The organism is Streptomyces sp. NPDC085927, assembly GCF_044540975.1.
Classification (GTDB): domain Bacteria; phylum Actinomycetota; class Actinomycetes; order Streptomycetales; family Streptomycetaceae; genus Streptomyces; species Streptomyces hirsutus.
Window position 1 is genome coordinate 288,974 of record NZ_JBITSN010000004.1, and the last position, 25,272, is coordinate 314,245.

Genomic DNA, 25,272 nt, shown 5'->3' on the forward strand with positions numbered 1-25,272 from the left:
GCTACCGCTTCACGGCCCTCAGCACGACGAACTTCCGGTCGCTCGCGACCACTTCGCTGTTCCCGAACAACCGCCGAAGCTTCACGTGGTAGCCCAGATGCCGGTTGCCGACCACCCGCAGCTCACCACCCGGCCGCAGGGCGCGCAGGGCACCGCTGAACATGCGCCAGGCGGTGGCGTCGCTGGTCGCCTGGTGGGAGTGGAACGGCGGGTTGTTGAGCACCAGGTCGACACTGGAGTCCGGCACACCCGTCAGACCGTCGCCCACCCGGAACTCGGCATGCCCCGGTACGTCGTTGGCCCGGTACGTGGCCTGGGCGGACGCCACCGCCTGGAACGACTCGTCCACGAACAGCACCTCGGCCCGCGGGTCGGCCAGCGCCACCGCCGTACCGACGACGCCGTTGCCGCACCCGAGGTCCACCACCCGAAGGCCCGGCCGTTTCGACGGCGGCTGCGGCAGATGCCGGAGGAAGAACCGGGTGCCGATGTCGAGCCGGTCCGCGCAGAAGACCCCCGCGTGGTTGACGACGGTCCGGCCGGAGACCGCGCCGATGCCGTCGGGCAGCCGGTAGCTGTACGGCCAGGGGGCGGCGGGACGCGCCAGTGCCGGGTCCGGTGTGCAGAGGATCAGCCGCGCCTTCTTCTCGGCGAGGGAGGTCCGGGTGGGGCCGATGATCCGATCGAAGAGGTTCAGCGTCGAGGTGTGGATCTCCTTCACCATGCCGGTGCCGACGACGACCGTGCCGGCGTGCACCGAGGGCGCCAGCCGCAGCAGCTGGTCCTCCAGCAGCGCCAGGCTCTTGGGCACCCGCACCAGCAGCACGTCGATCCGGCCCGGCGGCGGGTCCTGCGTGGTGAGCAGCGGGACCGTACCCGGCTCGACACCGGCCCGTGCCAGGTTCGCGCGGGTGGCCTCCTGACCCAGCCAGGAGTCGGTGATCTGCGTCGGCCGGTACTCGGCCAGCGCCGTGACGAGCGCCCCCCACCGGTCGCCGACGACCACCACCGTGCCGTCCAGCGGCACCTCTTCCCGGTCGAGGTGCCCGAGCAGGTACTCGTCGGAGGCGTCCCAGGCGCGCAGCCTGTCGCGGGGATCCTCGGGGAAGCGGGCCAGGACCGGCGCACCCCACGCAGTCGTCATACGGTCGTTCATCGTGCGACCAGGCTAGCCGAGCCCCGGCTCGGACCGTGCCGGGCGGAAGGAGCCGTGGGGCAGGATGGATTCCATGGACGGCGAGCTCTTCCCCCGGCCCCGTGCCGAGGTCGCGCCCGGCGCGGTGCACGTGCCGGACTGGCTGGACACCCGGACACAGCGCACCCTGCTCGACGCGTGCCGCGCGTGGGCCCGCCCGCCCGCCGGACTGCGCACGGTCCGCACACCGGGCGGCGGCACGATGACCGCCCGGCAGGTGTGCCTGGGCTGGCACTGGTACCCGTACGGCTACGCGCGCACGGTCGTCGACGGCGACGGCGCCCCGGTCAAGCCGTTCCCCGCCCGCCTCGGCGAACTGGGCCACCGCGCGGTGACCGACGCGCTCGGCGCGGACGCGGCGCCGGCGGGGACCGCGTACGACATCGCCCTGATCAACTTCTACGACGGCGACGCCCGCATGGGCATGCACCGTGACGGCGACGAGGAGAGCGACGCCCCCGTGGTGTCGCTGAGCCTCGGTGACACCTGCGTCTTCCGCTTCGGCAACCCCGGGATCCGGACCCGTCCCTACACGGACGTCGAGCTGCGCAGCGGTGACCTCTTCGTCTTCGGCGGGCCGTCCCGGTCGGCGTACCACGGGGTCCCGCGCGTCCACGCGGGCACGGCACCACCGGAACTGGGGCTGACAGGGAGGCTGAACATCACACTCCGGGTCAGCGGCCGGTAACCGGACGCGGTCGCGATCATGGGAGACTCGCCCTCATGAGAGGGAAGGCGGACCCCCGGCCGACGGGGGAAGGGACCACCTCGAGGACGCGGCTGGACCGGGGGCGCGGTGCGCTCGGGCCCGCGTTGGAGCTCGTGCACACCGGGCGTGCGCCGACCCGCGCGGTGCTCACCGCGGAGCTGGGCGTGACGCGGGCGACGGCCGGCGCGGTCGCCGCCGAACTCGAGGCGCTCGGCCTGATCCGGGTCGACGCCCGGCCCGGCGCGGCGGCCGGCTCGCAGGGCCGTCCCTCGCACCGGCTCTCGGTCGCCGAGGACGGTCCGGTGGCGTTGGCCGCGCAGGTGCACGCCGACGGCTTCCGGGCCGCCCTGGTCGGCCTCGGCGGCCGGATCGTGGCCACCGCCCCCGGCAGCGAGGTCATCGACGCCGACCCGGCGAAGGTGCTCGGCTCCGTCGTCGCGGCCGGCGCCGACCTGCTCCGGGAGACCGGACGCCGATGTGTCGGAGCGGGGCTCGCCGTGCCGTCCGCGATGGCCGAACCCGAAGGGCTGGCCCTCAACCCGATGCACCTGGCGTGGCCCGAGGGCGCCCCGGTCCGGGAGATCTTCGCCGGACAGGTGCGCGCCGCCGGCCTCGACGTCCCGGCGTTCGCGGGGAACGACGTCAACCTCGCCGCCCTCGCGGAACACCGGCACGGCGCCGGGCGCGGCGCGCGCGACCTGCTGTGCGTGGCCACCGGTCACCGGGGTGTCGGCGGCGCGCTGGTGCTCGACGGCCGTCTGCACACCGGCAGTTCCGGCCTCGCCCTGGAGGTCGGCCACGTCCCCGTCAACCCCGGCGGCCGCCCCTGCCACTGCGGCAGCCGGGGCTGTCTGGACGTGGAGGCGGACCCGCTGGCCTTCCTCACCGCGGCCGGACGCGAACCCGGCCCCGAGGTGTCCCTCCTGAAACAGGCCGACACGCTGATCCGCGAGCACTACGACGACCCTGCCGTCCGCTCCGCCGTCGCCGCCCTGGTCGACCGTCTGGGGCTGGGCCTCGCCGGCCTGGTGAACATCCTCAACCCGGACAGGATCATCCTCGGCGGCCTGCACGGCGCCCTCCTGGACGCCGCCCCCGACCGGCTGCGCGCCGTCGTCGCCGACCGCAGTCTGTGGGGCCGCAGCGGTGGCGTCCCCCTCCTGGCGTGCACGCTGGCTCACAACAGCCTGGTCGGCGCCGCCGAACTCGCCTGGCAGCCGGTCCTGGACGACCCGCTGGGGACCCTGGCCTAGAACCTGTCCGGCGGATGCCCGCGCCGACAGGCGCGCTCCGCGCCGACCGGCGCACAATGACCCACGACGTACGAACGGGCCGCACGCGCGGCTCCGGTGCGGGCGCTGAAGCGGCGGGCCGTGCGAACGGGTTGTGCGTACACGAACGGGTTGTACGTATGGGCCGTGCGAACGGGTGGTACGCGAGGACCGTACGCGCGGGCCGCGGGAACGGATTGTGCGAACCGGCCCAGGGGGTGCGTCCCGGACCGACCGACCGACAGAAAGCCGAGGTCATGACCGACAAGCTCACCGTGAGCGTCCTGGGCACCGGCATCATGGGTGCGGCGATGGCCCGCAACCTCGCCCGTGCCGGCCACACCGTCCGCGTCTGGAACCGCACCCGCGCCAAGGCCGACCCGCTCGTGGCCGACGGCGCGCACATCGCCGGCACCCCCGCCGAGGCGGTCGAGTCCGCCGACGTCGTCCTGACCATGCTCTATGACGGTCCCGCCACCCTGGAGACGATGCGGCTGGCCGCACCCGCGCTGCGGCGCGGAAGCGTCTGGGCGCAGTCCACCACCGCCGGCCTCGAGGGGGTCGCCGAGCTGGCCGGCTTCGCGCGCGAGCACGGCCTGCTCTTCTACGACGCCCCGGTGCTGGGCACCCGTCAGCCGGCCGAGGCCGGACAGCTGACCGTGCTCGCCGCCGGACCGGCCGAGGGCCGGGACACGGTGACGCCGGTGTTCGACGCCGTCGGCGCCCGCACCGTGTGGACCGGGGAGGACGGAGCGGCCGGCAGCGCCACCCGCCTCAAGCTGGTGGCCAACAGCTGGGTCCTCGCGGCCACGTCGGCGGTGGGTGAGACCCTCGCCCTGGCCAAGGCGCTGGACGTCGAGCCCGACGGCTTCTTCGACCTCATCGCAGGTGGTCCGCTCGACATGGGCTACCTGCGGGCCAAGGCGGGGCTGATCCTCGACGGGCCGCTGTCCCCGGCCCAGTTCGCCGTGAACACCGCCGCCAAGGACGCCCGTCTGATCGTCCGGGCCGGCGAACAGCACGGTGTACGTCTGGACGTGGCCGCGGCCGGCGCCGAACGCATGGAACGCGCCGCCGCCCAGGGCCACGGCGACGAGGACATGGCAGCCGCCTACTACGCGAGCTTCGACGAGCCACCCGCCTGAACGGCCGCCCCGGCCGCCCGCACCCCTGCCCCCGGCGGCCGCCGCACCCCCTCCCGAGCACCCGTACGAGACACCGTCCGGGGACCTGTCCGACGACCCTCCGAGGAGACCGTATGTCCAAGCCCCCGCTGCCCCCCGAGGCCGACGCCCTGCTGGGCCGCCCCAACCCCTGTGTCATGGCCACCCTCCGCTCCGACGGCACACCCGTCTCCACGCCCACCTGGTACGTGTGGGAGGACGGTCGCGTACTGATTAGCATGGACGAGGGCCGGGTGCGGCTGAAGCACCTGCGCCGCGATCCGCGCGTCACCCTCACGGTGCTGGCCGACGACGACTGGTACACCCACGTCACCCTCATCGGCCGCGCCGTCGAACTGAACGACGACGAGGGCCTGACCGACATCGACCGTCTCTCCCGGCACTACACCGGCAACCCGTACCCGGACCGGGTACGGGCGCGGGTCAGCGCCTGGATCGAGGTCGACCGCTGGCACGGCTGGGGCGCGATGAAGGACAGCTCCCAGGCGTCCACCTGAGCCTCGGCCGCCCGGAGCGGAACGGGCTCACCCCAGGGCTGTCCCATGACGTCCCCGGGAGCGCCGGTTCCGCCCCCGGGGGCCGCCCGGGCGGACAGCCGCTGCGCTGTACGTACCAGTGGGCACAGCACTGAGGGCGGACGGAAGCAGGCGCCGCCGTCCGGCGTACTCCCCCTGAAGCAGGCACGGTGCCGCCGGCCGTACGACGACCCGGCACCCCCTCGGGGGCGACTCTCGGAAGCGAAGCAGCACGACGACGCGTCACGACGCTTCGCACGACGGCAGGACGTCGGCACGCGCATCCGAGGAGTTGAACGACCATGCAGACCCTGGCGCACTTCGGCGACGGCGGGCCCGGCCCGTGGATCCTGCTCTTCCCCCTGATCTGGGCCCTGGTCATCGGCGGCGGCATCGCCCTGCTGCGCCGCACGGTGTGGCGCGGACGCCGCGGCCCCGGACACGGCCCTGGCGGGCCCGCGGTGGCGGACAACTCGCCCATCGCGGTGCTCGGTCACCGCTTCGCCTCCGGCGAGATCGACGAGGAGGAGTACTGGCGGAGGCTGTCCGTCCTGGACGAGGAGTTCGGCCGGCACGGCAAGGGCGGTGCGGCATGACACCGGGAAAGACCACGACCCCGCCTCCGGACCGTACCGGTATCGGGGCACGGACCTCGGGGGGCGGCGCGGCGGAGACCGTCCGGCGCCCTCCCCGGTCCACGCACCGCCGGCGACGGACGGTGCGTCACGTCCTGGGCACGGCCGGCACGCCGGCCCCGGCGGTCCGCGTTCCCGCCCACCGACGGGTCCCGCTCCGGGCCGTCGGCCGGACCGGGGCCACCGGGTGGGGCACCGCGTACGGGAGGCGGGCACCGCCCGGTCAGCCGACAACGGCGGACCGGGCGGGAGCGGGTTCGGACAGGCGGCCCTCGACGGCGTGCTCGACGAGCGTGACCTCCGCGAACCGGCGCACGGCGTGCTCACCGGTGGTGATCCGCGGATAGTGGTCCCAGTCCGCGACGGGAGCCGCGGACGGCGCCGGCAGCGTGAACCACACGACCTTGCCGGACTCGCCGTCCGGCAGGGCGCCCCAGCTCTCGCTCATCGCGGCCACCATCGCGAGCCCGCGCCCACAGGTGGCGAGCGGAGCGGCGTCCCCGACGACCGGCAGCCGCGGGTCGTGGTCGCGCACCGAGACCTTGAGCCGGTCGAGCAGCACCTCCAGCTCGACCGTGCAGGTCTTGTCGGGCTGCGCGTGCCGGTGGACGTTGGACAACAGCTCCGTCACACCGAGCGAGGCTCGGTCTATCAAGGTGTCCATATGCCAGTAGCGCAATTGCGCAGATACGATTCTGCGGACCTGGCCGATCCGCGCCGGCAGAGCCTGGAGCTCCACCGTGCAATGTCTGCTTGGGCGAGTGATCACAGCTGCGACTCCCCGGTGTCAGGCCCGGACGGGCGTCCGGAAGAACACGGAGTACGGATCCAGCAGGGTGCCTGCGTGACACGGCCGCCTGCTGTCGTGGCCGGCGGGCTGGTTCGCAGCGTTATCGCCGGTAAACCCAGAGTGACGTGAGAACAGCGTGACGCAGGGCCTGGGGCGGCGCAACTCGCGGGCACCTCAGGCGCCGCGCCCCGATGCCCGGCGTACGGCCTCGATGAAACGGCGCGCCGCGGGCGGCCCCGGCTCGCCCGGCGCCGGGTCGTGGTCGCCCAGGGTCAGCAGGTACCGGTGGCCGTTGAGGTCGGCCAGGGCGCGGCCCCCCGGGACGAACCAGGGCCGGGAGGCGCGCACGGCCTGCACCGGCGCGCTGTCGATCTCGCTTCCGTAGCTGGTGAGCAGCTCGAGCCTGCCGTTGCTGATCCGGACCTGTCCGGCCCGGGTGAGCGACCGCAGCCGTCTGCCGATCCGCACGCCCCTGGCCGTGAACTCCAGCTCGGCCATGCCACCTGCCCCCTTGTGCGCGTCGGTGTGCCGGACCGTGCTCCGCGGGCCGGCTCGTGTCCTGGTCCAGTGTGCTCCCGTCCGGGACCTTGCTCCGCGGGAAGTCTGCCCGCCCCCGCCGTTGAGCACCAGTACGCACGTTCCTCTTCCGGGGGCGTCCGAAGCACTCGCGCGAATGCGCCCCCCACGGCCGCGTGCCGGATGCCGGAAGGTGGCGCCGAGGTGGGCTCCAGGGCTTCCTTTGAGTCTCCCAAAGAGACGTTTATGCAGGTGAGGGGTGGTCCACAGGGTTCTATGATCGGGGTGTCGGCCGCGCGGGACGCCGTCGGCGCGCTCAGCGTAAGGAGCCCTGTCGTGAGCATTTCCCAGCAGTCCCCACAGCCCCGGCAAGCCTTGGAGGGCACCACCCTCGACGCCGACCACAGCGACCCCGGCTACCGCGACTGGCTGAAAGAAGCCGTGCGCAGGGTCCAGGCCGACGCCAACCGGTCGGCCGACACCCACCTGCTGCGCTTCCCGTTGCCCGAGCGGTGGGGCGTGCACCTCTATCTCAAGGACGAGTCGACGCACCCGACCGGCAGCCTCAAGCACCGGCTCGCCCGCTCGCTCTTCCTCTACGGACTGTGCAATGGCTGGATCCGTCCGGGCCGCCCGGTGATCGAAGCCTCCAGTGGATCGACCGCCGTGTCCGAGGCGTACTTCGCGAAGCTGATCGGGGTGCCCTTCATCGCCGTCATGCCGCGCACGACGAGCGCCGAGAAGTGCCGCCTGATCGAGTTCCACGGCGGCCGGTGCCACTTCGTGGACGACCCGCGCACCCTGTACGAGGCGTCGGTCGCCCTCGCGGCGGAGACCGGCGGCCACTACATGGACCAGTTCACCTACGCCGAACGCGCCACGGACTGGCGGGGAAACAACAACATCGCCGAATCCACCTTCCGTCAGCTGAAGCTGGAGCCCCATCCGGAACCCGCCTGGATCGTCGCCACGGCCGGCACCGGCGGCACCTCGGCGACCTTCGCCCGCTACGTCCACTACATGCAGTACGACACCCGCATCTGCGTCGCCGACCCCGAGAACTCGTGCTTCTTCGAGGGCTGGACCACCGGCGATCCGGACGTCACCTGCGACCGGGGCTCCCGCATCGAGGGCATCGGCCGGCCCCGGATGGAACCGAGCTTCGTGCCCGGCGCGATCGACCGGATGATGAAGATCCCCGACGCGGCCGCCGTCGCCGCCGTACGGTCCCTGGAGCGGGCGATCGGCCGCAAGGCGGGCGGCTCCACCGGCACCGGGCTGTGGAGCGCGCTGAAGATCGTCGCGGAGATGGTGGCCGAGGGACGGCAGGGGAGTGTGGTGACGCTGCTGTGCGACCCGGGGGACCGCTACCTCGACAAGTACTACTCGGACGCCTGGCTGGCCGACCAGGGCCTGGACATCGCTCCGTACACGGCGACGATCGAGACGCTGCTGCGGACAGGGGTCTGGCCGGACTGACGGCGATCGCCGCGCGCGTACGGTCCCGTGGTGCCGGAGCCCGGGTTCCCGGGGCCGGTCAGGCGTCCGAGGGTTCCGCCGGCTCCTCGGGCCCGCCCGCCACGACCAGCCGCGACAGGTGCTCGGAGATCTCGTCGCGGGCCTCGGCCGGCAGCCCGGAGTCCGTCACCAGCGTGTCCACCTGGTCCAGGGACGCGAACGAACTCAGGCCCACCGTGCCCCATTTGGTGTGGTCGGCGACCACGACCACCCGGCGCGCCGACTGCACCAGGCGCCGGTTCGTCTCGGCCTCGGCGAGGTTCGGCGTCGACAGCCCGGCCTCGATCGATATCCCGTGCACACCGAGGAACAGCAGATCGAAGTGGAGCACCGCGATCGCCTGGTCGGCCACCGGCCCCACCAGTGAGTCGGACGGCGTGCGCACACCGCCGGTCAGGACGACCGTGGCCGCGCCCTGACGGGGGTCCGAGACGCGCTGCGCCGCGTGGAAGACGTCCGCCACCCGTACCGAGTTGGTGACCACGGTGAGGTCGGGCACGTCGAGCAGCCGACCGGCCAGCGCGTACGTCGTCGTACCGCCCGAGAGGGCGATCGCCGCGCCCGGCGGGACCAGTTCGGCCGCCGCGCGCGCGATGTCGTCCTTCGCGCTCAGTTCCAGACCGGACTTGGCCTCGAAGCCGGGCTCATGGGTGCTGGCCTCGACCAGCGGGACCGCGCCGCCGTGCACCTTCTCCAGTACGCCCTGCCGGGCGAGGGCGTCGAGGTCGCGGCGGACCGTCATGTCCGACACGCCGAGCTTGCGGGTCAGTTCGTTGACCCGGACCCCGCCGCGGCGCCGGACCTCGTCGAGGATCAGGGTGCGCCGCTGCTCCGCGAGGAGGTTCTGATTCTCGCTCACGTACGCTCCGGTCCTTTCGCCACCAAGCCGTCCGACACGCCCCGCGCACCCGGTCCGACTGGCACGTTCCTCCCGCCGCCGGTGCGTCGGCGTCCCATCCTCGCATGCCGGGGCAAGGGCGGCGCCCTCCGGCCTTCATCGCGTACATGTCATTGTTGTCCCATGGGTTGCCCGTTCGTCACCCGGATCGGGGAGATTGCGTGAGGAGAGGTGCCGGCCGCTCCGGCAGGGGAGATCCTGTTGCCCGCACGGACGGATCCGACGGCGTGTCACGGGGGAAGTGCGTAGCAGTGGAACGTGTGCAGGAAGGCAGATCGACCGAGCGGGCCGAGCGGGCCGAGCCCATGGACGCTCCCGCCGGACGGCCGAGGGACTCGGGGACCGCCCTGGAACTCCTGGTCCACGGGGTGGGCGGCGCCACCCCACAGGACATGCTGAACGATCCGCGCACCGTGCGGATCGCCGGCGACGACGTCGCCGCCATATTCCGGCGCGCCGACGACGTCGGGGCGGAGCGCCTGCCCGCCGGCCACCGGGACGGACCGGTCCCCGAGGCCTACGTCTGGTGCAACCTCACCTCCGGGAACGGCACCCGCGCCCTGTGGCTGTTGCTGCTGCCCTTCATGGTGGTCAACCTCGCCCACTGGATGCGCCCGGCGGCCCGGGGCCGCAGACGCCTCGTCCGGCTGTACGGACTGCTGGTGCGGCTGGCCGGACTGAGCCTGACGGTGCTGCTCGTCGCGGCGGCGTGCGAGGTCGCCCTCGACCTGACGGCCTGGCAGTGCGCGGGCACGCAGGCGTGCGCCGACCGGCACTCCTGGCTCGGCTTCCTCTCGCCCGAGGCGTCGGGCGACGGCTGGTGGAGCGAGCCGGGCCGCCGGCTCGGCCTCGCCGCCCTGGTGCCCACCGCCCTGACCGGGCTGCTGTGGTACCTGTCCCTGCGCACCTGGAGCGCGTACGAGTCCCAGCAGCCGATGGCCCACGAGCCCGAGGACGGCGGCCCCACCGCCCTGGGCCGGCCCGGTTTCTGGTACGGCCGTCGCCTGGTCGCCCGGCTTCGTGCCGCGCACACCGCCGCCGGACTGCTCACCGTCGCCTTCGCGGTCGCCCTCGCGGCCGCCCGGCACGACCGCGCACCGGGCGGATCCGCGGCACTGGCCCTCCTCGGTCCCCTCGTGCAAGCGGCCCTGCTCGCCGCCGGGGCCGTCGTGGTGTGGGTGGTCTGCCGCCGCGGCCGCACCGACCGCTGTCTGGACGACGCCCTCGACACCCGCCTGCTGCGCCTGCTGCCCCTGGCCGCGCTCCTCCTGCTCGCCCTCACCCTGGTGTACGCCGGATGGCGACGCCCCGGCTGGGAATCGGCGGGCCGGCTGCCCGGCGACATGACCTTCGGCGCGCTCTCCCTCGTCCAGGGCCTCCTCGTGATCGTCCTCGCCGGCGTCGCCCACGCCCTGCACCGCAGCGCCCCCGACCTGCGCGCCGCCATGCGGGGCCTGGCCGGACCGGCCGTCGTGATGCTGGCCTGCGCGCTGGGCGGCGTGATGTCCGGCGGAGTGGCCCAGCGCGTCTCCGACTGGCTGGACGGCACCGGGACGTCGATCCCCGGGCCGCCGGTGGTCCTGACCTGGCAGGCGGCCGTGATCCCGCCGCTGCTCGTCCTGCTCCTCGGACTCTGCTGCTGGCTGGCCCGGCGGGCCTGGCACATCGCCCGCGACGAGCGCGCCGCCGTGGCACGCGAGTTCCCGGGGGAGACCGGCGACCCCGCCCGCACCCGGCGGATCGCCAACGCCCGCGCCATGGCCTCCCTCACCGACCGGGGGCCCCGCATCCTCGCCGTCACCTCCGCCGCGACCCTGCTGCTGGGCGCGGGCGCCCTCGTCGGCGCCCTGACCACCGACCGCACACCCGGCGAGGCCGCCCAGGGAACCTACGCCGTCGTCCACGGCGCCGCCGCGACGGCGCAGGCGCTGGGCTCCTGGCTGATCGGACTCGGCTTCGTACTGTTCGTCACCTGGGGCCGGCGCGCCTACAAGGACGCCTCCGCGCGGCGCACGATCGGCATCCTGTGGGACGTCGGCACCTTCTGGCCGCGCGCCGCCCACCCCTTCGCCCCGCCCTGCTACGCCGAACGCGCCGTGCCCGACCTGACCTGGCGGATCGAGACCTGGACGCGGACCACCGGCGGACGTCTGGTGCTCTCCGGCCACTCCCAGGGCAGCGTCCTCGCCGCCGCCGCGGCCTGGCAGCTCACCCCGTCCACCCGGGGGCGCGTCGCCCTGCTCACCTACGGGTCCCCGCTGGAGCGGCTGTACGGCCGCTGGTTCCCCGCCCACTTCGGACCGGACGCGCTCGGCGCGCTGCACCAGGACGTCGACTGCTGGCGCAACCTCCACCGCCGCACCGACCCCATCGGCGGCCCGGTGCGGCTGCCCGGCGACTGCGGCCCCGAGGTGGACCGTCCCCCGCTCAAGGACCCGCTGGCGTACGGCCGCACCGAGAGCCATCCCCTGCCCGCGCCGATCCTCGGCCACTCCGACTACCAGGCGGACCCGGCCTTCGCCGAGGAACGCCGGCGGCTGCTCGCCCGGCTGCGGCCGGACGTCCCGGCACCACGCTGCACGGGAGACCCCGACGACGGCGTCCGCACCGGCAGGCAGGCACCCACCGGGTGAGGGGCGGGTCGCGCCGCGTGCGGTGCCGTCCGGGTCAGGGCAGCTCGGGGAGATCGTCGGCGAAGAGCAGGGTCAGGTCGTCCGTGCTCGGCTCCGGCAGCTGGGCGACCCGGCTCGCGTGCCGCTCCACCATCGCCTCGAACGTCTGCCGCGCCGTACGGCCGTTGCCGAAGGCGGGGCCCTTGGGCATCTCCGTGAAGTACTTCAGCAGGCCCTCCGAGGCACCCGGCGCCAGCCGGTACTCGTGCTCCTCGGCCTGCTGCTCCACGATCCGCAACAGCTCACCGGCCCCGTAGTCGCCGAAGGTGATGGTCCGTGAGAAGCGGGACGCCACACCCGGGTTGACGGACAGGAACCGCTCCATCTCGGCCGTGTACCCCGCGACGATCACCACGACCGCGTCCCGGTGATCCTCCATCAGCTTCACGAGCGTGTCGATGGCCTCCTTGCCGAAGTCACGCCCGGAGTCCTCGGGGGAGAGCGCGTACGCCTCGTCGATGAACAGCACGCCCCCGCGCGCCTTCTCGAACGCCTCCTGGGTACGGATCGCCGTCGAGCCGATGTGCTCGCCGACCAGATCGACGCGCGAGACCTCGACCAGATGCCCCTTCTCCAGCACGTCGAGGGAGGCGAGGATCTCGCCGTACAGCCGCGCGACCGTGGTCTTGCCGGTGCCCGGGGAACCCGTGAAGACCAGGTGACGCTTGACGGACGCGGCCTTCAGCCCGGCCTGCTGCCGGCGCCGGCCCACCTCGATCATGTCGGTGAGGGCCCGCACCTCCCGCTTGACGCTCTCCAGTCCCACCAGCGCGTCGAGTTCGCCGAGCACGGTCTTCGGCGGGCGCAGCTCCTTCTCCGGTCCGGGCACCGATGCGGACGGCGTCCGCTCGGCCGGCTGCCCGGGGACGGTGCCGAGCAGGCCCGGGGAATGCCCCGTGGTCTGCACGGCCGGCTCCGGGGCCGCCGGCGACGCGAGGCTGCCGCTCTCGTCGGTGGTGCAGTCCTCCATCACCGGGCCCCCCGTACCGGGAGTCGCGCCGCTCTCGGCGAACTCGTACCCACCGCGCGCGCAGCGTTCCGTGCGGCACTTCCGCAGCGTCGTCCGGCTGCCGTCTATCACATGGAAACCGTAGCCGCCGCTGCCCGTGACCCGGCAGCCGAGGAAGCTGCCGCGACCGCCGGCCGAGACGTAGACCCCGGCCTCGGCGGGGGAGTCGATGGTGCAGCGCTCCACGGTCGGGTCGGCGCCCTTGGTGACGATCACGCCGGTCTGCACCCCGTCCAGGGTGCAGTTGTTGAGGGTGCCGCCACTGCCGTGGTCCCGGAACCAGGCGCCCGTGGCCGCCTCCCGGATCCGGCAGTCGTCGAGCTGGGCGGTGGCGCCGTCGCTCACCGACACGGCGGTGTTGCGCACCTGCGACAGATCGCTGTCGACCACGTCCGCGCGTGAACCGCGGTCGAGGACGAACAGGGCGTCCGGCACGTCGTGCACCCGGCAGGAGTCCAGGACGACGGTGGCGCCGTCGCTCACCCACACCGCCGGATAGTCACCGGTGCTGTCGAAGATCTCGCACTGGTTGGCGTCCACGCGGGTGCCCGGGTCCCACACCGACAGGCCGTTGCGGCCGAACTGCCGCACGGTGGTGCGGGTCATGGTGAGCACGGAGCGGGACCGCAGGTCGACCGCGTTCTCCGGGATGTCGTGGATACGGCAGTCGGCCAGCGTCAGCACGGCGTCGGTGTCGAGCGTGACCCCGTCGCCGGTGGTGCGGTGCACATCGCAGTCGGTGAGGTGCGCGGTCGCCCGGCCGGTCACCTGGACACCGCTGCCCCGCACCTCGTAGACCTCGCAGCCCACCGCCTCGAGCGCCGAGTTCTCCCCGGTCGCGGTCAGGCCCGAGCCCGCGGCATGGTGCACGCGGCAGCGCTCGAGGCGGGGACGGGCGCCCCCGCGCACCGCGATGCCCGCCTGCCCCGCGGCGACGACCTCGCACTCCTCGAACACTCCGCCCCCGCCGTCGAGTACGGCTATGCCGATCCCCGCCGGATTGTCGACCGTGCAACGGCGGACCGTCGGCCGGCCGCTGCCGCGCACCTCGATGCCGGCCGCGGACCGGGTGACCACCCGTATGTCCCGCAGCTCCGGGGTGCCGTCCTCGACCAGCAGGGCGGGCGCCGCAGCGTCCTGTCCCTCCACATGCAGGTCCTGGACCACCGCCGAAGCGCGTACGGTCAGCGGAACCCCGTCCAGGGGCGCGATGCGCACCGACCCGGGCGAGCCCTCGGGACCGCGCAGGGTCACCGCCCGCTCCACGACGAGATTCTCCCGGTAGGTGCCCGGAGCGACGGTGAGGACGTCACCTTCGGCCGCGGCCTCCAGGGCGGCGGCGAGTGACGCGTACTCACCTGTGCGGCGCCGCCACCGCGATGTGCCGGTGTGCGTCACCTGGACCGTGCCCTGTGCCATGGCGTAGCTGTGCCCCCACCTTGTCGTACGCGGGTTCGTCGTCGATTCCTTCGGCCGGACCACCGTAGCGTGCGCACGGCTGCCGGATTGACCAGAGGCGGAAGGCGGTCAGCTTCCGGTGCCGGTCCTGCCCCAGTCGGGGCCCGCTTTGTCCCATGCCCGGTCCAGGACGGCGTACCGGTGCCGGACCATGCGCCGGACCATCAGCCGTCTCGCGCCCTCGACCAGGGCCGCCGTGAGCAGGGCCGCGCCGAAGCCCGCGAGCACGGCGTGTGTCGTCGCCGTCGCGGTGTCCAGCGGGGGGGCCGTCGTGCGGCCCCCCTGGTCGGTCCACAGGGGGAAGTGCCCGCCCGGCCGCGGGTCCTTCAGGCGCACCAGGAGCGGGCGCCGGTGCCCGGTGCCGTCCGGGGCGGTCCAGCGGGCCATGACCCGGGTGCGCAGGGCCTGGCCGGACGAACCCTCCGGGTCGATCTCCGGACGGGCGGACCCGAGGACCCGCACCACCGTGGCCCGCACCTGGTGCCGCGCCTCGTGCTGTTCGCGCACGGAACGCTGAAGGGCGTCCTCGGCGGCACTCCCGACGAGGGCGCCGACGAGCGGAGCGGCGACGAGAACGAGCAGCAGCGCCACGAGCGCCAGCAGGCCCTCGGCCAGGTCGGTCGGGCGGCACAGCGGATTGTGCCGCCAGCGCCAGAGCCCGCTGATCACCCGCACCGGCCGCACCCCCTTCCCCCATCCGTGATAACCCGGCGGTGGAGCCGTTCCCCCGAGAATCCGCCGAAGAGAGAGGGACGTCACCCCCGAAGCCCTCTCGTCGGCTCCCCGGAAAGGCCAACGGGCGGGCCCGGGACGCGGTTCCCGCACACGCCCGGGAAATCGGGCGGGGACGGAGGAGGACTGACACGGCGTCGGCCGGGCGAGGCGGTCCACGGAACCCGCCGGGAGGGGACCACGGCGGGTCCGTCCGGCGGGTCTGCACCGCGTCCGTCAGGCGAGGACCGTGACCGGATCGCCGACCCGGACCGTACCGGGCGCGAGCGGCACCAGGTTCTGCCCGAACACCAGCCGGCCGCCGAACCTGCGGTGCCTGCCGAGCGAATGCAGGGGTTCTCGGCCGCGCTCGGCGGTGCGCTGGTCGGTGGTCGTCACCACACACCGTCCGCTGGGCTTGGCGACACGGAAGGCGACCTCGCCGACCATGATGCGCGACCAGGTGTCCTCGGCCCAGGCGGTGGTGCCCTCGACGACCAGGTTCGGCCGGAAGCGGTTCATGGGCAGGGGCCCTTCGTCCGCGTGATCGCCCCCGGCGACCAGGGTGTTGAGGGCGTCGAGGGACGCGGTCGTGGTGAGCAGCAGGGGATAGCCGTCGGCGAGGCTGACCGTCTCACCCGGCAGCGCGAACTCGGGATCGACCGGCCGGCGCGTGGCGGGGTCGTCCAGGTGCACCAGACGTACGTCGGTGCCGAGGAAGGCGCTGCACCAGGCGTGCACGGCGCCGCCCTCGGCCGGCACCACGTCGATCCTGTCGCGGAAGATCTCCACCCGCTCGGTGCGGCCGTCCGGCGCGGGCACGGGCACCGTCGCCGGGCCCCTGCCGGGTGCGGACAGCCGTAGACCGCCGCCGGGCAACAGCTCGGCAGCGGCCAGTGCCAGGCGCGGATGCCTGCGTTGTGTGACGACCCTTCCCCCATCGTCGATCAGCATCCAGCGCCGGTCTCCGGTCGGTCCCCAGGGCTCCACGACGACCTCCCGGAGAGGCAGGCTCCGGAAGGCCTTGACCGGATGTACGTGGATCGAGTGCAGCAGCGCGTTCCCCATGGAGCCATCGTGCCAGCCGGCGACGACGGCTCCGGGGGTCCGCGGCCCGCGGGACGGCTCAGGGCCCGGGGCTCACTGCCTCGAACGGCTCAGTACCCGGCGAGTGCCGGGGTACTGCTCAGTACCCGCGGTACTGCTGGTTGTTGTACGGGTCCTGGTACGGAGCCGGCGTCGGGCGCGGGGCCGCGGGGCGCATGGCCTCGTAACCCGCACCGGGAGCGGCCGGACGCGGCTGCTGCGGCTGGGGTCCGGGGTAACCGCGCGGCGTGGTGGCCTGCTGCGGAATGTACGGCGCGTGCGCCTGCTGGAGCGGGGCCGGCTGCTGCGCCTGCGGATAGCCGTAGACGGGCTGGGAGGGGGCCGCGGGGAGCGCGGGCAACGCCGAGGGAAGCGCGGGCAGATGACTGGCCGGCACGTCGTAGGCGGAGGGGACCCGGATCGGGGCGATCTGCGGGGTGCCCCGCTCGGCCACGAGGGAGTCGTAGATCGGGGTGTCCGGGAAGGAGGCGGAGTAGTAGCCGCCGCCATAAGTGGAGCGGGGGGAGGTCATGGCCATAAGTTAAGCCCACGATGTGCTGGTTGGGGAGACCGATAAGAGGGTTGTTTTCCGTGCCCGACGTGCCCTGGGATAGCTAATTCGGGCGAAGTTGGATGAAACGGCTGTACGCCCTGGTGACCATCTGGTAAAAGCCGAGTTCCGGTGGGGTTACCCGAGGTGATCGGCCTCTCCGCGCATGCCCCATGGGAGTTCCCGCGCGCGGGTATTAGGTTGTGCGGACGGAGCACGACGCATGCCGGGCCTCGCCCGGCGAGGTGACACGTGATGGGGGCGGACATGTCAATGTCGAAGGGATCGAACACGCCGGTGCCGACCACGGCACTCCGGGTGGAGCTGGGGTGGCGCACCGGCCCCGGGGTCCCCGACGCGGACGCCTCCGCGCTCCTGCTGGCCGGCGGGAAGGTCCGCTCCGACGGCGACTTCGTCTTCTACAACCAGCCCGCCCACTCCTCCGGAGCCGTCCGGTACGAGGGCAAGCGGAACGCCGGCGGGCAGGTCACCGACACCGTCCTCGTCGACCTCGCGCGCGTGGAGCCCGGCATCGAGACGGTGATCCTCGCGGCCTCCTCCGACGGCGGCACCTTCGGCCGGATCCCGGGCCTGTACATCGAGGTCAAGGACGCCGTACAGGGCACCGTCGCGGCCCGCTTCGACAGCGCGGGCGCGACCAGCGAGAGCGCCTTCGTGCTCGGCGAGTTCTACCGCCGCCAGGGCGCCTGGAAGTTCCGCGCCGTCGGACAGGGCTACAGCAGCGGACTCGAGGGCCTGGCCACCGACTACGGCATCACCGTGGACGAGCCGCAGCACACCGCTCCCGCCGCCCCGGCGACGGCTCCGCCGGCCGCCCCGGCACCCCCGGTCACCCCACCGCCCCCGGCGGCCCGGCCGGCCGCCCCGCCCCCGTCGGCCGCACCTCCCACCGCGTCGCAGGTCCGGCTCACCAAGGTGACACTCACCAAGGCCGCTCCCTCCGTCTCGCTGACCAAACAGGGCGGAACCTCGGGCGCGCTGCGGGTGAACCTCAACTGGCAGGTGCGCAAGCAGTTCTCCGGCTGGGCGGGCAAGCTGGGCCGCCCGGTCGCCATGCACTCCGACCTCGACCTCGACCTGTGCGCCCTGTTCGAACTCAGCGACGGCAGCAAGGGAGTCGTCCAGGCCCTCGGGAACGCGTACGGGTCACTGCAGCGGCCCCCCTTCATCCACCTCGACGGCGACGACCGCACCGGCGCCGTGGACTCCGGCGAGAACCTCACCGTCAGCCTCGACCACAAGCAGTACTTCCGCCGCATCCTCGTCTTCGTCACCATCTACGAGGGCGCCCGCTCCTTCGCCGACCTGCACGCCACGGTCACCCTCCAGCCGCAGCACGGCGCCCCGGTCGACTTCTCGCTCGACGAGTGCGGCGTTCCCTCCACGGTGTGCGCCCTCGCCCTCATCACCAACACCGGCGACGACCTCGTCGTCCAGCGCGAGGCCCGCTACCTGGTGCCCGACCGGGGCGTCAGCCCGCAGCGCACCGTCGACCGCGCCTACGGCTGGGGCATGAACTGGACCCCCGGCCGCAAGTGACCCCCGGCCCCGGGCGGCTCCGGCAGCGCATGGTCCCCCTCGTCATGACGCCCGACGGGCCCCCGGTTCAGCCCTCGTCGGGCACGGCACCCGGACGCGTGTAGGTGCGGCCCTTCCAGGCCGCCCCCCGCCCCCGGTAGTGCCGCACCGCCGAGTCGACCGTCATCAGGAGGTACAGGAACGCGGTGAACGGCAGCAGGGGAGCGAGCCACAGCGGCTGCCGGTAGTAACGCAGCATCGGAACGTACGTCCCCGTCATCACCAGCCAGGCCGCCGCACCGGCGGCCGCGGCCGGCGTGCTCCCCGCCGCCGGTCCCGCGACCACGGCCACCGGCGGCACCAGATACACCAGCGCGAGACCCGCGACCGTACCCGCCAGCAGTACCGGGCTGTGCCGCAGCTGCGCGTACGCGCTGCGCGACACCATGCGCCACAGGTCGGCCAGCCGCGGGTACGGGCGCACACTGTCCACTCCGTCCGCCAGCCCCAGCCAGACCCGTCCGCCGCCGGCCTTGACCGCCCGAGCGAGCGCCACGTCGTCGATGACGGCCTGCCGGATGGCGTCCGGGATCCGCGCCCGCTCGGCCGCCTCCGCGCGCAGCAGCACACAGCCCCCGGCCGCCGCGGCCGTCCGCGACCCGCCCCGCCCGATCCGGCGGAACGGATACAACTGCGCGAAGAAGTACACGAACGCCGGTACGACCATCCGCTCCCAGACGCTCTCCACGCGCAGCCGCGCCATCTGCGAGACGACGTCGAACCCGCCGGTGCGGGCCGCCGCGACCAGCCGGCGCAGGCTGTCGGGCGCGTGCGCGATGTCGGCGTCCGTGAGCAGCAGGTACTCGGGCGCACGCGCGCGGGCCAGGCCGATGCCGTGCCGCAACGCCCAGAGCTTGCCGGTCCAGCCGGCCGGCGGCTCGCCGGGCGAATCCACGGTCAGGGGCAGTCCGCCGTGCCGGTCCGCCAGCTCCCGCGCGAGCCGCCCGGTGCCGTCCGTACTGCCGTCGTCGACGAGGAAGACCTCCGCCCGCCCGGGATAGTCCTGGGCGAGCAGCGCCGGCAGGCTCACAGGCAGCACCGCCGCCTCGTCCCGTGCGGGAACGACCACGCACACCGACGGCCACGGCTCCGGCTCCCGAAGGGGCGGAAGCCGGACGTCCGTACGCCAGAAGAAGCCCTGGCCGAGCAGCAGCCACAGCCAGGAGGCGAGGGAGGCGACGGCGGTCCACACAAGGGCGCTCACGTGCGCATTCTGCCCCGGACGAGCGGCCGGACACGGCCCATCGACTATCGTGACCGGGTGAAGATCGCGCTCATGGACTCCGGAATCGGCCTGCTGGCGGCCACCGCAGCGGTACGGCGCCTCCGCCCCGACGCCGATCTCGTCCTCTCCCTCGACCCCGACGGCATGCCCTGGGGACCCAGGACCCCGCAGGACCTCACCGCCCGTGCCCTCGCCGTCGCCGAAGCGGCTGCCGCGCGCCGCCCCGACGCCCTGATCGTCGGCTGCAACACCGCGACCGTGCACGCGCTCACCGCCCTGCGCGCCCGCCTCGAACCGGCCCTGCCCGTCGTCGGCACCGTCCCGGCGATCAAGCCGGCGGCGGCCGGGGGCGGACCGCTGGCGATCTGGGCGACCCCGGCCACGACCGGCAGCCCGTACCAGCGGAACCTGATCCAGGACTTCGCCGGTGGCGTCGACGTCACCGAGGTGCCGTGCTGGGGGCTCGCGGAGGCCGTGGAACGCGCGGACGAGGGCGCGATCGCCGCCGCCGTCGACGCCGCCGCCGAACTCACCCCGGACGATGTGACGGCCGTTGTCCTGGGCTGCACCCACTACGAACTGGTCGCCGAACGCATCCGGGCCGCCGTGCAGCGCCCCGGCCTGCCGCCGCTCGTCCTGCACGGCTCCGCCGGAGCGGTCGCCGCCCAGGTCATGCGCCGCCTCGGTGAGCGACCGGCCCCCGAGGCCCCGGCGACCGGCACCCTCACCGTGCTGCTGAGCGGACGCGAGGGCGCGCTGCCCCCGCCCGCCCTCACCTACGCGGAGGGCCGGCTCCTCCAGCAGGTCACCCCCGCGGTGTGAGCCCCCGGCCCTCCGCGCCCCGGCCCTCCGCGCCCCGGCCCTTCGCACCCCGGTCGGCGCAGTGGAGCCGGGCACCGCGGGACCCGCGGAGCGAAACGTGAGTAACCTCGAAGGCATGAGGGACCACCCCCACGGCGCCCAGACCCCGTACCCCGACGTCTGGACCGGTCGCGCGACCAACCGGATGCAGTGGCTGCTGGCGCTGATCGGTGCCGCCTGCATGGCGCTCGGCATCGTGCTGGCCGTCGACTCGGCCTGGTCGAGCGGCATCGCGCCGCTGGTCATGGCCGTCGTCGGGTGCATCGCGGCCGGGCTGCTGGTCCTGTTCGGCACGCTCGCCTTCGTGCACGTCGCCCTGCGGGTCGACGAGGACCACCTGGAAGTGCGCTGCGGCCACATCGGAGTGCCGCGCCGCCGCATCCCGCTGTCGCACGTCGCCGGAGCCGAGTTCGTCCCGAACGTCACTCCGCGGCACTGGGGCGGCTGGGGCTACCGCTGGAGGCCCGAGAAGGGCACCGCGGTCGTCGTGCGCCGTGGCGAGGGCATCGCCCTGAGCCTGTGGGACGGACACACCTTCACGATCACCGTGGACGACGCGGAGGCGGCGGTGACCGCCATCCGCGACCGTCTCCACCCGCACCGGCCGGACCCGGCGGGCTGAGCGACCGCGCCGGACCCGGCATGCTGAGCCGCCGCGCAGGGAGCGGTCACGGTGTGCGCCGGGCCCCGCGGACGGGAGTGTCCGCCGGCCGTTCCGGTGCACCGGATGTGAGCGGACGGGCCGTCGCGAGTCCCGCGAGCAGGCCCGCCCCCACCGATACCGCGGTGAAGCTCAGCGCGTTGCCCACCGCGGCGACCGCCGCGACGGCCGTCAGCGCCACACCCGCCGAGAGCACCACGGGCGTGGCCCGCGGACTGCGCCACAGCGCGCACAGCACCCAGCCGAAGGCCAACGCCAGCAGGGCCACCCCGACGACACCCTGTTCGGCCGCCAGCTGAAACGGGGCGGAGTGGGGCCTGCCGTCGGACAGCACGGTCCGGCCGGTCGCGGTGCTCAGCTCCCCGAAGCGCCCCGGCCCCACTCCCAGCCCCGCGTCGTGACGCACCATCCCGAGCGCGTCGCGCCACAGTTCCACACGGTGCGGGGTCAGCCGGCCCTCCAGCGCGTCGGTGAGCCCGGCCGGTACGGCGTTCCCGGCGACCGCCCAGGTCAGTCCCGTCACCCCGGCGACGGCCGCCGCCAGCGCGGCGACGGCCGGCCCACGGCGTCGCACCCGGCCGGCGGCGAGGGAACACAGCAGTACGACGACCCCGGCGACGCACCCGGCGGCCGACCCCAGGACGGCCGCGGCCACCGCGATCCCGGCGGCCAGCAGACGCAGCGCGAACCGCAGCACCGGTGACGAGGCCGCCCAGGCCGCGCAGCAGGCGGCACCGGCCGACAGAGCCAGCACGGCGGCGAGCGCCCCGGCGTGGCCCAGAGGCGTCGTGATCTGCGGTCCCGGCGCCAGCCGCGGCACGGCCACCACCAGGCCGAGGCCGGCCAGGGCCCCGGCGCACGGTGCGGCCACCGGCAGGAGTGCCCCGCCGATCCGGCCCGCGGCATATCCCGCGGCCACGGCCAGCACCGCGAGCAGCACCCCCTCGGGCCGGCCGTCCCCGGCCGCCGCCGTGATCAGCGACCAGGCCGCGCACGCCCCGAGCACCACGATGCCCGCCGTGTCCAGACCGCTCCGTCTTCCGCCGTCCGCATCCGGACCGGCCACAACCGTCCCCGTGGAACCCACCCCGCACCCCGCACCGCGTCGCCCCCGACCTGTGACGGACCCCGGCCGCCGGCACCGCGACGGGCCGGCACGACAGAGGCACCGGCACACGGTAACGGCTGGTGGGCGGTTTGGGGATGTGCGGGAACGGGTTGTGACGGGCCAGGTCCGGGGACACCGCCTCCGCCCGCGGCCCGCCCTCTCCGCGGCCGCCCGCCCGCCCGGCCGGCACGGTCGGTGCCCGGCCCGGCCGCCGTAGACTCGCCGAGTGACCGTCACCGCAACCTCCGTCGGCGAGTCGGACCCGATGCCCCCGCAGGCCGCGCCCAGCGCGTGGCGCCGGTGGCTCCTGCGCCTCGTTCCGGCCGTAGCGGCAGCACTCTCCGGACTGCTCCTCTACGTCAGCTTCCCGCCGCGCACCCTGTGGTGGCTGGCACTGCCCGCCTTCGCCGTCTTCGGCCTGCTGCTGCGCGGGCGGAGCTGGAAGGCGGGGCTCGGCCTCGGCTATCTCTTCGGCCTGGGCTTCCTGCTGCCGCTGCTGGTGTGGACCGGTGTGGAGGTCGGCCCCGGCCCGTGGATCGCCCTCGCCGCGATCGAGGCGGTCTTCGTCGCGCTGGTCGGCGCGGGCGTCGCCGCGGTCTCGAAGCTGCCCGGATGGCCGGTGTGGGCCGCCGCGCTCTGGACGGCGGGGGAGGCGGCACGCGCGCGGGTGCCGTTCAGCGGTTTCCCCTGGGGCAAGGTCGCGTTCGGACAGGCGGACGGCGTGTTCCTGCCGCTCGCCGCACTGGGCGGCACCCCCGTGCTCGGCTTCGCGGTCGTCCTGTGCGGCTTCGGCCTGTACGAGATCGCACGCGTGTCCCTGGACGCCCGCCGCACCGGGACCGTGCGGCGCGTCGCGGCGGCCGTCGGCGCCCTGAGCGTGGCGGCGCCCCTCGTGGCCGCGGTCGCCGCCCGGCCGCTGGTGAACGACACGGCCGAGGACGGCACGGCGACCGTCGCGGTCGTCCAGGGCAACGTGCCGCGGCTGGGGCTCGACTTCAACTCCCAGCGGCGTGCCGTCCTCGACTACCACGCGCGCGAGACGGAGCGCCTGGCCGCCGCCGTCGACGCGGGCAGGGCCGAACGGCCCGACATCGTGCTGTGGCCGGAGAACTCCTCCGACATCGACCCCTTCACCAACGCCGACGCGCGTGCCGTCATCGACCGCGCGGCCCGGGCGATCGGAGCCCCGGTCTCGGTCGGCGCCGTGGTAAGCAAGGACGGCAAGCTGCTCAACGAGCAGGTCCTCTGGGACCCTGCGAAGGGCCCCGTCGACACCTACGACAAGCGGCAGATCCAGCCCTTCGGCGAGTACCTCCCGCTGCGCTCCCTGGTCGGGGCGATCAACGACGAGTGGACGTCGATGGTCCGCCAGGACTTCAGCAGGGGCACCGAACCCGGCGTGTTCACCATGGCCGGCACCGGGGTGGGACTCGTCACCTGCTACGAGGCGGCCTTCGACTGGGCGGTGCGCGACACGGTCACCGACGGCGCCCAGCTGATCTCCGTACCCAGCAACAACGCGACCTTCGGCCGCAGCGAGATGACCCACCAGCAGCTCGCCATGTCCAGGGTCCGCGCCGTCGAGCACAGCCGCACCGTCACCGTCCCGGTGACCAGCGGTGTCAGTGCGATCATCATGCCGGACGGGACGGTCAGCCGGAAGACCGGCATGTTCGTCGCCGACTCCCTGGTGCAGGAGGTGCCGCTGCGCTCCTCCCGGACCCCCGCCACCCGCCTCGGCGTCCTCCCCGAGATCGGCCTCGTCCTGGTCGCCGCGGGCGGCCTGGGACGGGCCGTCGGCGCCGGTGTGCGCGGGCGGGCGCGCCGGTGACGCGCGGTCGTACGGAGGACGCACGCCCCCTGAAGCGCCGTGGGGCGGCCCGACCTGCCCGTTAAGGTCGGGGGCATGGCTACTCCTGATTTCATCAGCACCCTGCGCGCCTCCGCCGGTCACCAGTTGCTCTGGCTTCCCGGAGTCACCGCCGTCGTCTTCGACGACGAGGGCAGAGTGCTGCTGAACCGCCGGTCCGACACCCGCAAGTGGTCGGTGCTCGGCGGCATTCCCGACCCGGGGGAACAGCCCGCGGCCTGCGCGGTGCGCGAGGTCGAGGAGGAGACCGCGGTGCGCTGCGTCGTCGAGCGGGTCGTGCTGGTCCAGGCGCTGAACCCGGTGACGTACGGCAATGGCGACATCTGCCAGTACATGGACATCACCTTCCGCTGCCGTGCCGTCGGCGGTGAGGCCCGGGTCAACGACGACGAATCACTGGACGTCGCCTGGTTCGCCGTGGACGCGCTGCCGGAGCTGAACGAGTTCGGGCGCTTCCGCATCAAGCAAGCCATGGCTGACTCACCCACATGGTTCGACCCCACTACTTCTGGCTGAACTGTGGGGGGCGACCACATGGGGCGGGGTAGGGGCGCTGCCCAGGGTCGGGACATGACCGCGCCCCACGCCCTCTCCACCCCTCTGGCCCCCCTGCTCGACCTCGGTGGCCGTACCGCCCTCGTCACCGGCGCCGCCGGCGGCATCGGCCGCGCCTGCGCGCTGCGGCTCGCGGCCGCCGGCGCCAAGGTGAGAGCCGTCGACCGGGACGCCGCCGGTCTGGAGGCGCTGGCCGAGCAGGCCCGGGACCTCGGCGGCGGCATCGAGCCGCATGTGCTCGACCTCATGGACCTGGACGCCGCCGAACTCGCCGCCGCGGGCACGGACGTACTGGTCAACAACGCCGGGCTGCAACTGGTCCGCCCCATCGAGGACTTCCCGCCCGCCGTCTTCAGAACAACCGCTCTCACAAGCGGGTTCGCGCCCGCGTCGGGGACACCTTCGCCCGGATGAAGTGCTGGAAGAGCCTGCGCGATTGCCGCCTCAACGGCGACGGCGTCCACCACGCGCTGCTCGGCATCGCACGCCTGCACGACCTCGCCCTCGCTGGATGGGCGACGAGTTCGTACCGCCCCCGACCTCGTCCACACCCCTCACCCATAACGGGGCAACGCACCAAGGGGCACACCAGTTGGGGGACAACCTCTATTTTCACCAATGAACCTTGGTCTTATTAAGGGAAGGCGTCAAGACACACAGGCCACAGGGCTACAAA

Annotated in this window: 22 protein-coding genes and 2 pseudogenes; 14 read left to right on the forward strand and 10 right to left on the reverse strand. The window is 73.8% G+C overall.

All coding sequences use genetic code 11. The features are described 5' to 3' along the window. Window position 1: 1 nt before the first annotated feature. On the reverse strand, window positions 2-1,144 hold the full coding sequence (locus ACIF80_RS13215) for a methyltransferase (RefSeq protein ID WP_399803250.1): 1,143 nt from the start codon (window positions 1,142-1,144) through the stop codon (window positions 2-4). A gap of 85 nt (window positions 1,145-1,229) precedes the next feature. On the opposite strand from ACIF80_RS13215, the gene ACIF80_RS13220 reads away from it, so the two are divergent. The 5 genes from ACIF80_RS13220 to ACIF80_RS13240 all read left to right on the forward strand — a co-directional run bounded on the left by ACIF80_RS13220 (window position 1,230) and on the right by ACIF80_RS13240 (window position 5,470). Then, window positions 1,230-1,883, forward strand: coding sequence for an alpha-ketoglutarate-dependent dioxygenase AlkB family protein (locus ACIF80_RS13220; RefSeq protein ID WP_399803961.1), 654 nt, complete (start codon window positions 1,230-1,232; stop codon window positions 1,881-1,883). 35 nt (window positions 1,884-1,918) lie between these two features. Next, complete coding sequence (locus tag ACIF80_RS13225; protein ID WP_399803253.1) at window positions 1,919-3,157, forward strand: ROK family protein; 1,239 nt, start codon at window positions 1,919-1,921, stop codon at window positions 3,155-3,157. 275 nt (window positions 3,158-3,432) lie between these two features. Continuing rightward, window positions 3,433-4,320 carry an NAD(P)-dependent oxidoreductase gene (locus ACIF80_RS13230; RefSeq protein WP_399803254.1) on the forward strand — a complete coding sequence of 296 codons (888 nt, stop codon included), beginning with the start codon at window positions 3,433-3,435 and terminating at the stop codon, window positions 4,318-4,320. Between the two features lie 113 nt (window positions 4,321-4,433). Further along, the gene (locus tag ACIF80_RS13235) at window positions 4,434-4,856 is read left to right on the forward strand and encodes a PPOX class F420-dependent oxidoreductase (protein ID WP_399803257.1); all 423 of its coding nucleotides are present in this window, start codon (window positions 4,434-4,436) and stop codon (window positions 4,854-4,856) included. Between the two features lie 320 nt (window positions 4,857-5,176). Further along, window positions 5,177-5,470 carry an SHOCT domain-containing protein gene (locus ACIF80_RS13240; RefSeq protein ID WP_399803260.1) on the forward strand — a complete coding sequence of 98 codons (294 nt, stop codon included), beginning with the start codon at window positions 5,177-5,179 and terminating at the stop codon, window positions 5,468-5,470. 262 nt (window positions 5,471-5,732) lie between these two features. On the opposite strand, the gene ACIF80_RS13245 is transcribed toward ACIF80_RS13240, so the two are convergent. Both ACIF80_RS13245 and ACIF80_RS13250 read right to left on the reverse strand, forming a co-directional pair. After that, the gene (locus ACIF80_RS13245) at window positions 5,733-6,278 is read right to left on the reverse strand and encodes an ATP-binding protein (protein ID WP_399803263.1); all 546 of its coding nucleotides are present in this window, start codon (window positions 6,276-6,278) and stop codon (window positions 5,733-5,735) included. Window positions 6,279-6,473: 195 nt separating this feature from the next. Next, complete coding sequence (locus tag ACIF80_RS13250; RefSeq protein ID WP_399803265.1) at window positions 6,474-6,797, reverse strand: hypothetical protein; 324 nt, start codon at window positions 6,795-6,797, stop codon at window positions 6,474-6,476. 354 nt (window positions 6,798-7,151) lie between these two features. Between ACIF80_RS13250 and ACIF80_RS13255 the strand changes: the two genes are divergently transcribed. Further along, complete coding sequence (locus ACIF80_RS13255) at window positions 7,152-8,294, forward strand: PLP-dependent cysteine synthase family protein (protein ID WP_399803268.1); 1,143 nt, start codon at window positions 7,152-7,154, stop codon at window positions 8,292-8,294. A gap of 58 nt (window positions 8,295-8,352) precedes the next feature. On the opposite strand, the gene ACIF80_RS13260 is transcribed toward ACIF80_RS13255, so the two are convergent. Further along, entirely contained in the window at window positions 8,353-9,192 is an 840-nt protein-coding gene (locus ACIF80_RS13260) for a DeoR/GlpR family DNA-binding transcription regulator (protein ID WP_399803271.1), read from the reverse strand. 290 nt (window positions 9,193-9,482) lie between these two features. Between ACIF80_RS13260 and ACIF80_RS13265 the strand changes: the two genes are divergently transcribed. Further along, complete coding sequence (locus tag ACIF80_RS13265; RefSeq protein WP_399803273.1) at window positions 9,483-11,864, forward strand: hypothetical protein; 2,382 nt, start codon at window positions 9,483-9,485, stop codon at window positions 11,862-11,864. Between the two features lie 34 nt (window positions 11,865-11,898). On the opposite strand, the gene ACIF80_RS13270 is transcribed toward ACIF80_RS13265, so the two are convergent. The 4 genes from ACIF80_RS13270 to ACIF80_RS13285 form a co-directional block, all read right to left on the reverse strand. Continuing rightward, window positions 11,899-14,331, reverse strand: a complete 2,433-nt coding sequence (locus tag ACIF80_RS13270; RefSeq protein ID WP_399803276.1) for a right-handed parallel beta-helix repeat-containing protein — start codon at window positions 14,329-14,331, stop codon at window positions 11,899-11,901. A gap of 108 nt (window positions 14,332-14,439) precedes the next feature. Then, the gene (locus ACIF80_RS13275) at window positions 14,440-15,045 is read right to left on the reverse strand and encodes a hypothetical protein (protein ID WP_399803279.1); all 606 of its coding nucleotides are present in this window, start codon (window positions 15,043-15,045) and stop codon (window positions 14,440-14,442) included. Between the two features lie 273 nt (window positions 15,046-15,318). Further along, window positions 15,319-16,149, reverse strand: coding sequence for an MOSC domain-containing protein (locus ACIF80_RS13280; RefSeq protein ID WP_399803282.1), 831 nt, complete (start codon window positions 16,147-16,149; stop codon window positions 15,319-15,321). A 118-nt stretch (window positions 16,150-16,267) separates the two neighbouring features. Continuing rightward, on the reverse strand, window positions 16,268-16,699 hold the full coding sequence (locus ACIF80_RS13285; RefSeq protein ID WP_399803284.1) for a DUF6643 family protein: 432 nt from the start codon (window positions 16,697-16,699) through the stop codon (window positions 16,268-16,270). A 291-nt stretch (window positions 16,700-16,990) separates the two neighbouring features. Here ACIF80_RS13285 and ACIF80_RS13290 point away from each other — a divergent pair, with 291 nt between their 5' ends. Beyond that, complete coding sequence (locus ACIF80_RS13290; RefSeq protein ID WP_399803287.1) at window positions 16,991-18,277, forward strand: TerD family protein; 1,287 nt, start codon at window positions 16,991-16,993, stop codon at window positions 18,275-18,277. Between the two features lie 67 nt (window positions 18,278-18,344). Here ACIF80_RS13290 and ACIF80_RS13295 read toward each other — a convergent pair whose 3' ends face one another. Then, entirely contained in the window at window positions 18,345-19,520 is a 1,176-nt protein-coding gene (locus ACIF80_RS13295; RefSeq protein WP_399803290.1) for a glycosyltransferase, read from the reverse strand. Between the two features lie 57 nt (window positions 19,521-19,577). Here ACIF80_RS13295 and ACIF80_RS13300 point away from each other — a divergent pair, with 57 nt between their 5' ends. Next, window positions 19,578-20,363: a glutamate racemase gene (locus ACIF80_RS13300; protein WP_399803292.1), complete on the forward strand. Its 786-nt coding sequence runs from the start codon at window positions 19,578-19,580 to the stop codon at window positions 20,361-20,363. 115 nt (window positions 20,364-20,478) lie between these two features. Beyond that, complete coding sequence (locus ACIF80_RS13305) at window positions 20,479-21,024, forward strand: hypothetical protein (RefSeq protein WP_399803295.1); 546 nt, start codon at window positions 20,479-20,481, stop codon at window positions 21,022-21,024. 46 nt (window positions 21,025-21,070) lie between these two features. Here ACIF80_RS13305 and ACIF80_RS13310 read toward each other — a convergent pair whose 3' ends face one another. After that, a complete protein-coding gene (locus ACIF80_RS13310) occupies window positions 21,071-22,129 on the reverse strand; it encodes an O-antigen ligase family protein (RefSeq protein WP_399803296.1) in 1,059 nt (352 codons plus the stop codon). A 268-nt stretch (window positions 22,130-22,397) separates the two neighbouring features. Here ACIF80_RS13310 and lnt point away from each other — a divergent pair, with 268 nt between their 5' ends. The 4 genes and pseudogenes from lnt to ACIF80_RS13330 all read left to right on the forward strand — a co-directional run. Further along, complete coding sequence (gene lnt, locus ACIF80_RS13315) at window positions 22,398-24,002, forward strand: apolipoprotein N-acyltransferase (protein ID WP_399803299.1); 1,605 nt, start codon at window positions 22,398-22,400, stop codon at window positions 24,000-24,002. Between the two features lie 75 nt (window positions 24,003-24,077). Then, the gene (locus ACIF80_RS13320; protein ID WP_399803302.1) at window positions 24,078-24,557 is read left to right on the forward strand and encodes an NUDIX hydrolase; all 480 of its coding nucleotides are present in this window, start codon (window positions 24,078-24,080) and stop codon (window positions 24,555-24,557) included. 54 nt (window positions 24,558-24,611) lie between these two features. Then, window positions 24,612-24,983: pseudogene (locus tag ACIF80_RS13325) on the forward strand (SDR family NAD(P)-dependent oxidoreductase); the annotation flags it as partial. Then, a pseudogene (locus ACIF80_RS13330) lies at window positions 24,956-25,108 on the forward strand (IS5/IS1182 family transposase); the annotation flags it as partial. The pseudogenes ACIF80_RS13325 and ACIF80_RS13330, both read left to right, overlap by 28 nt. Window positions 25,109-25,272 lie beyond the last annotated feature (164 nt).

What these genes read in the sequence shown, in the direction of transcription:
- ACIF80_RS13215 (WP_399803250.1), bottom strand. Translation starts at nt 1,144, where the DNA reads ATGACGACTGCGTGGGGTGCGCCGGTCCTGGCCCGCTTCCCCGAGGAT.
- ACIF80_RS13220 (WP_399803961.1), top strand. Translation starts at nt 1,230, where the DNA reads ATGGACGGCGAGCTCTTCCCCCGGCCCCGTGCCGAGGTCGCGCCCGGC.
- ACIF80_RS13225 (WP_399803253.1), top strand. Translation starts at nt 1,919, where the DNA reads ATGAGAGGGAAGGCGGACCCCCGGCCGACGGGGGAAGGGACCACCTCG.
- ACIF80_RS13230 (WP_399803254.1), top strand. Translation starts at nt 3,433, where the DNA reads ATGACCGACAAGCTCACCGTGAGCGTCCTGGGCACCGGCATCATGGGT.
- ACIF80_RS13235 (WP_399803257.1), top strand. Translation starts at nt 4,434, where the DNA reads ATGTCCAAGCCCCCGCTGCCCCCCGAGGCCGACGCCCTGCTGGGCCGC.
- ACIF80_RS13240 (WP_399803260.1), top strand. Translation starts at nt 5,177, where the DNA reads ATGCAGACCCTGGCGCACTTCGGCGACGGCGGGCCCGGCCCGTGGATC.
- ACIF80_RS13250 (WP_399803265.1), bottom strand. Translation starts at nt 6,797, where the DNA reads ATGGCCGAGCTGGAGTTCACGGCCAGGGGCGTGCGGATCGGCAGACGG.
- ACIF80_RS13270 (WP_399803276.1), bottom strand. Translation starts at nt 14,331, where the DNA reads ATGGCACAGGGCACGGTCCAGGTGACGCACACCGGCACATCGCGGTGG.
- ACIF80_RS13280 (WP_399803282.1), bottom strand. Translation starts at nt 16,149, where the DNA reads ATGGGGAACGCGCTGCTGCACTCGATCCACGTACATCCGGTCAAGGCC.
- ACIF80_RS13285 (WP_399803284.1), bottom strand. Translation starts at nt 16,699, where the DNA reads ATGACCTCCCCCCGCTCCACTTATGGCGGCGGCTACTACTCCGCCTCC.
- ACIF80_RS13290 (WP_399803287.1), top strand. Translation starts at nt 16,991, where the DNA reads ATGTCGAAGGGATCGAACACGCCGGTGCCGACCACGGCACTCCGGGTG.
- ACIF80_RS13305 (WP_399803295.1), top strand. Translation starts at nt 20,479, where the DNA reads ATGAGGGACCACCCCCACGGCGCCCAGACCCCGTACCCCGACGTCTGG.
- ACIF80_RS13320 (WP_399803302.1), top strand. Translation starts at nt 24,078, where the DNA reads ATGGCTACTCCTGATTTCATCAGCACCCTGCGCGCCTCCGCCGGTCAC.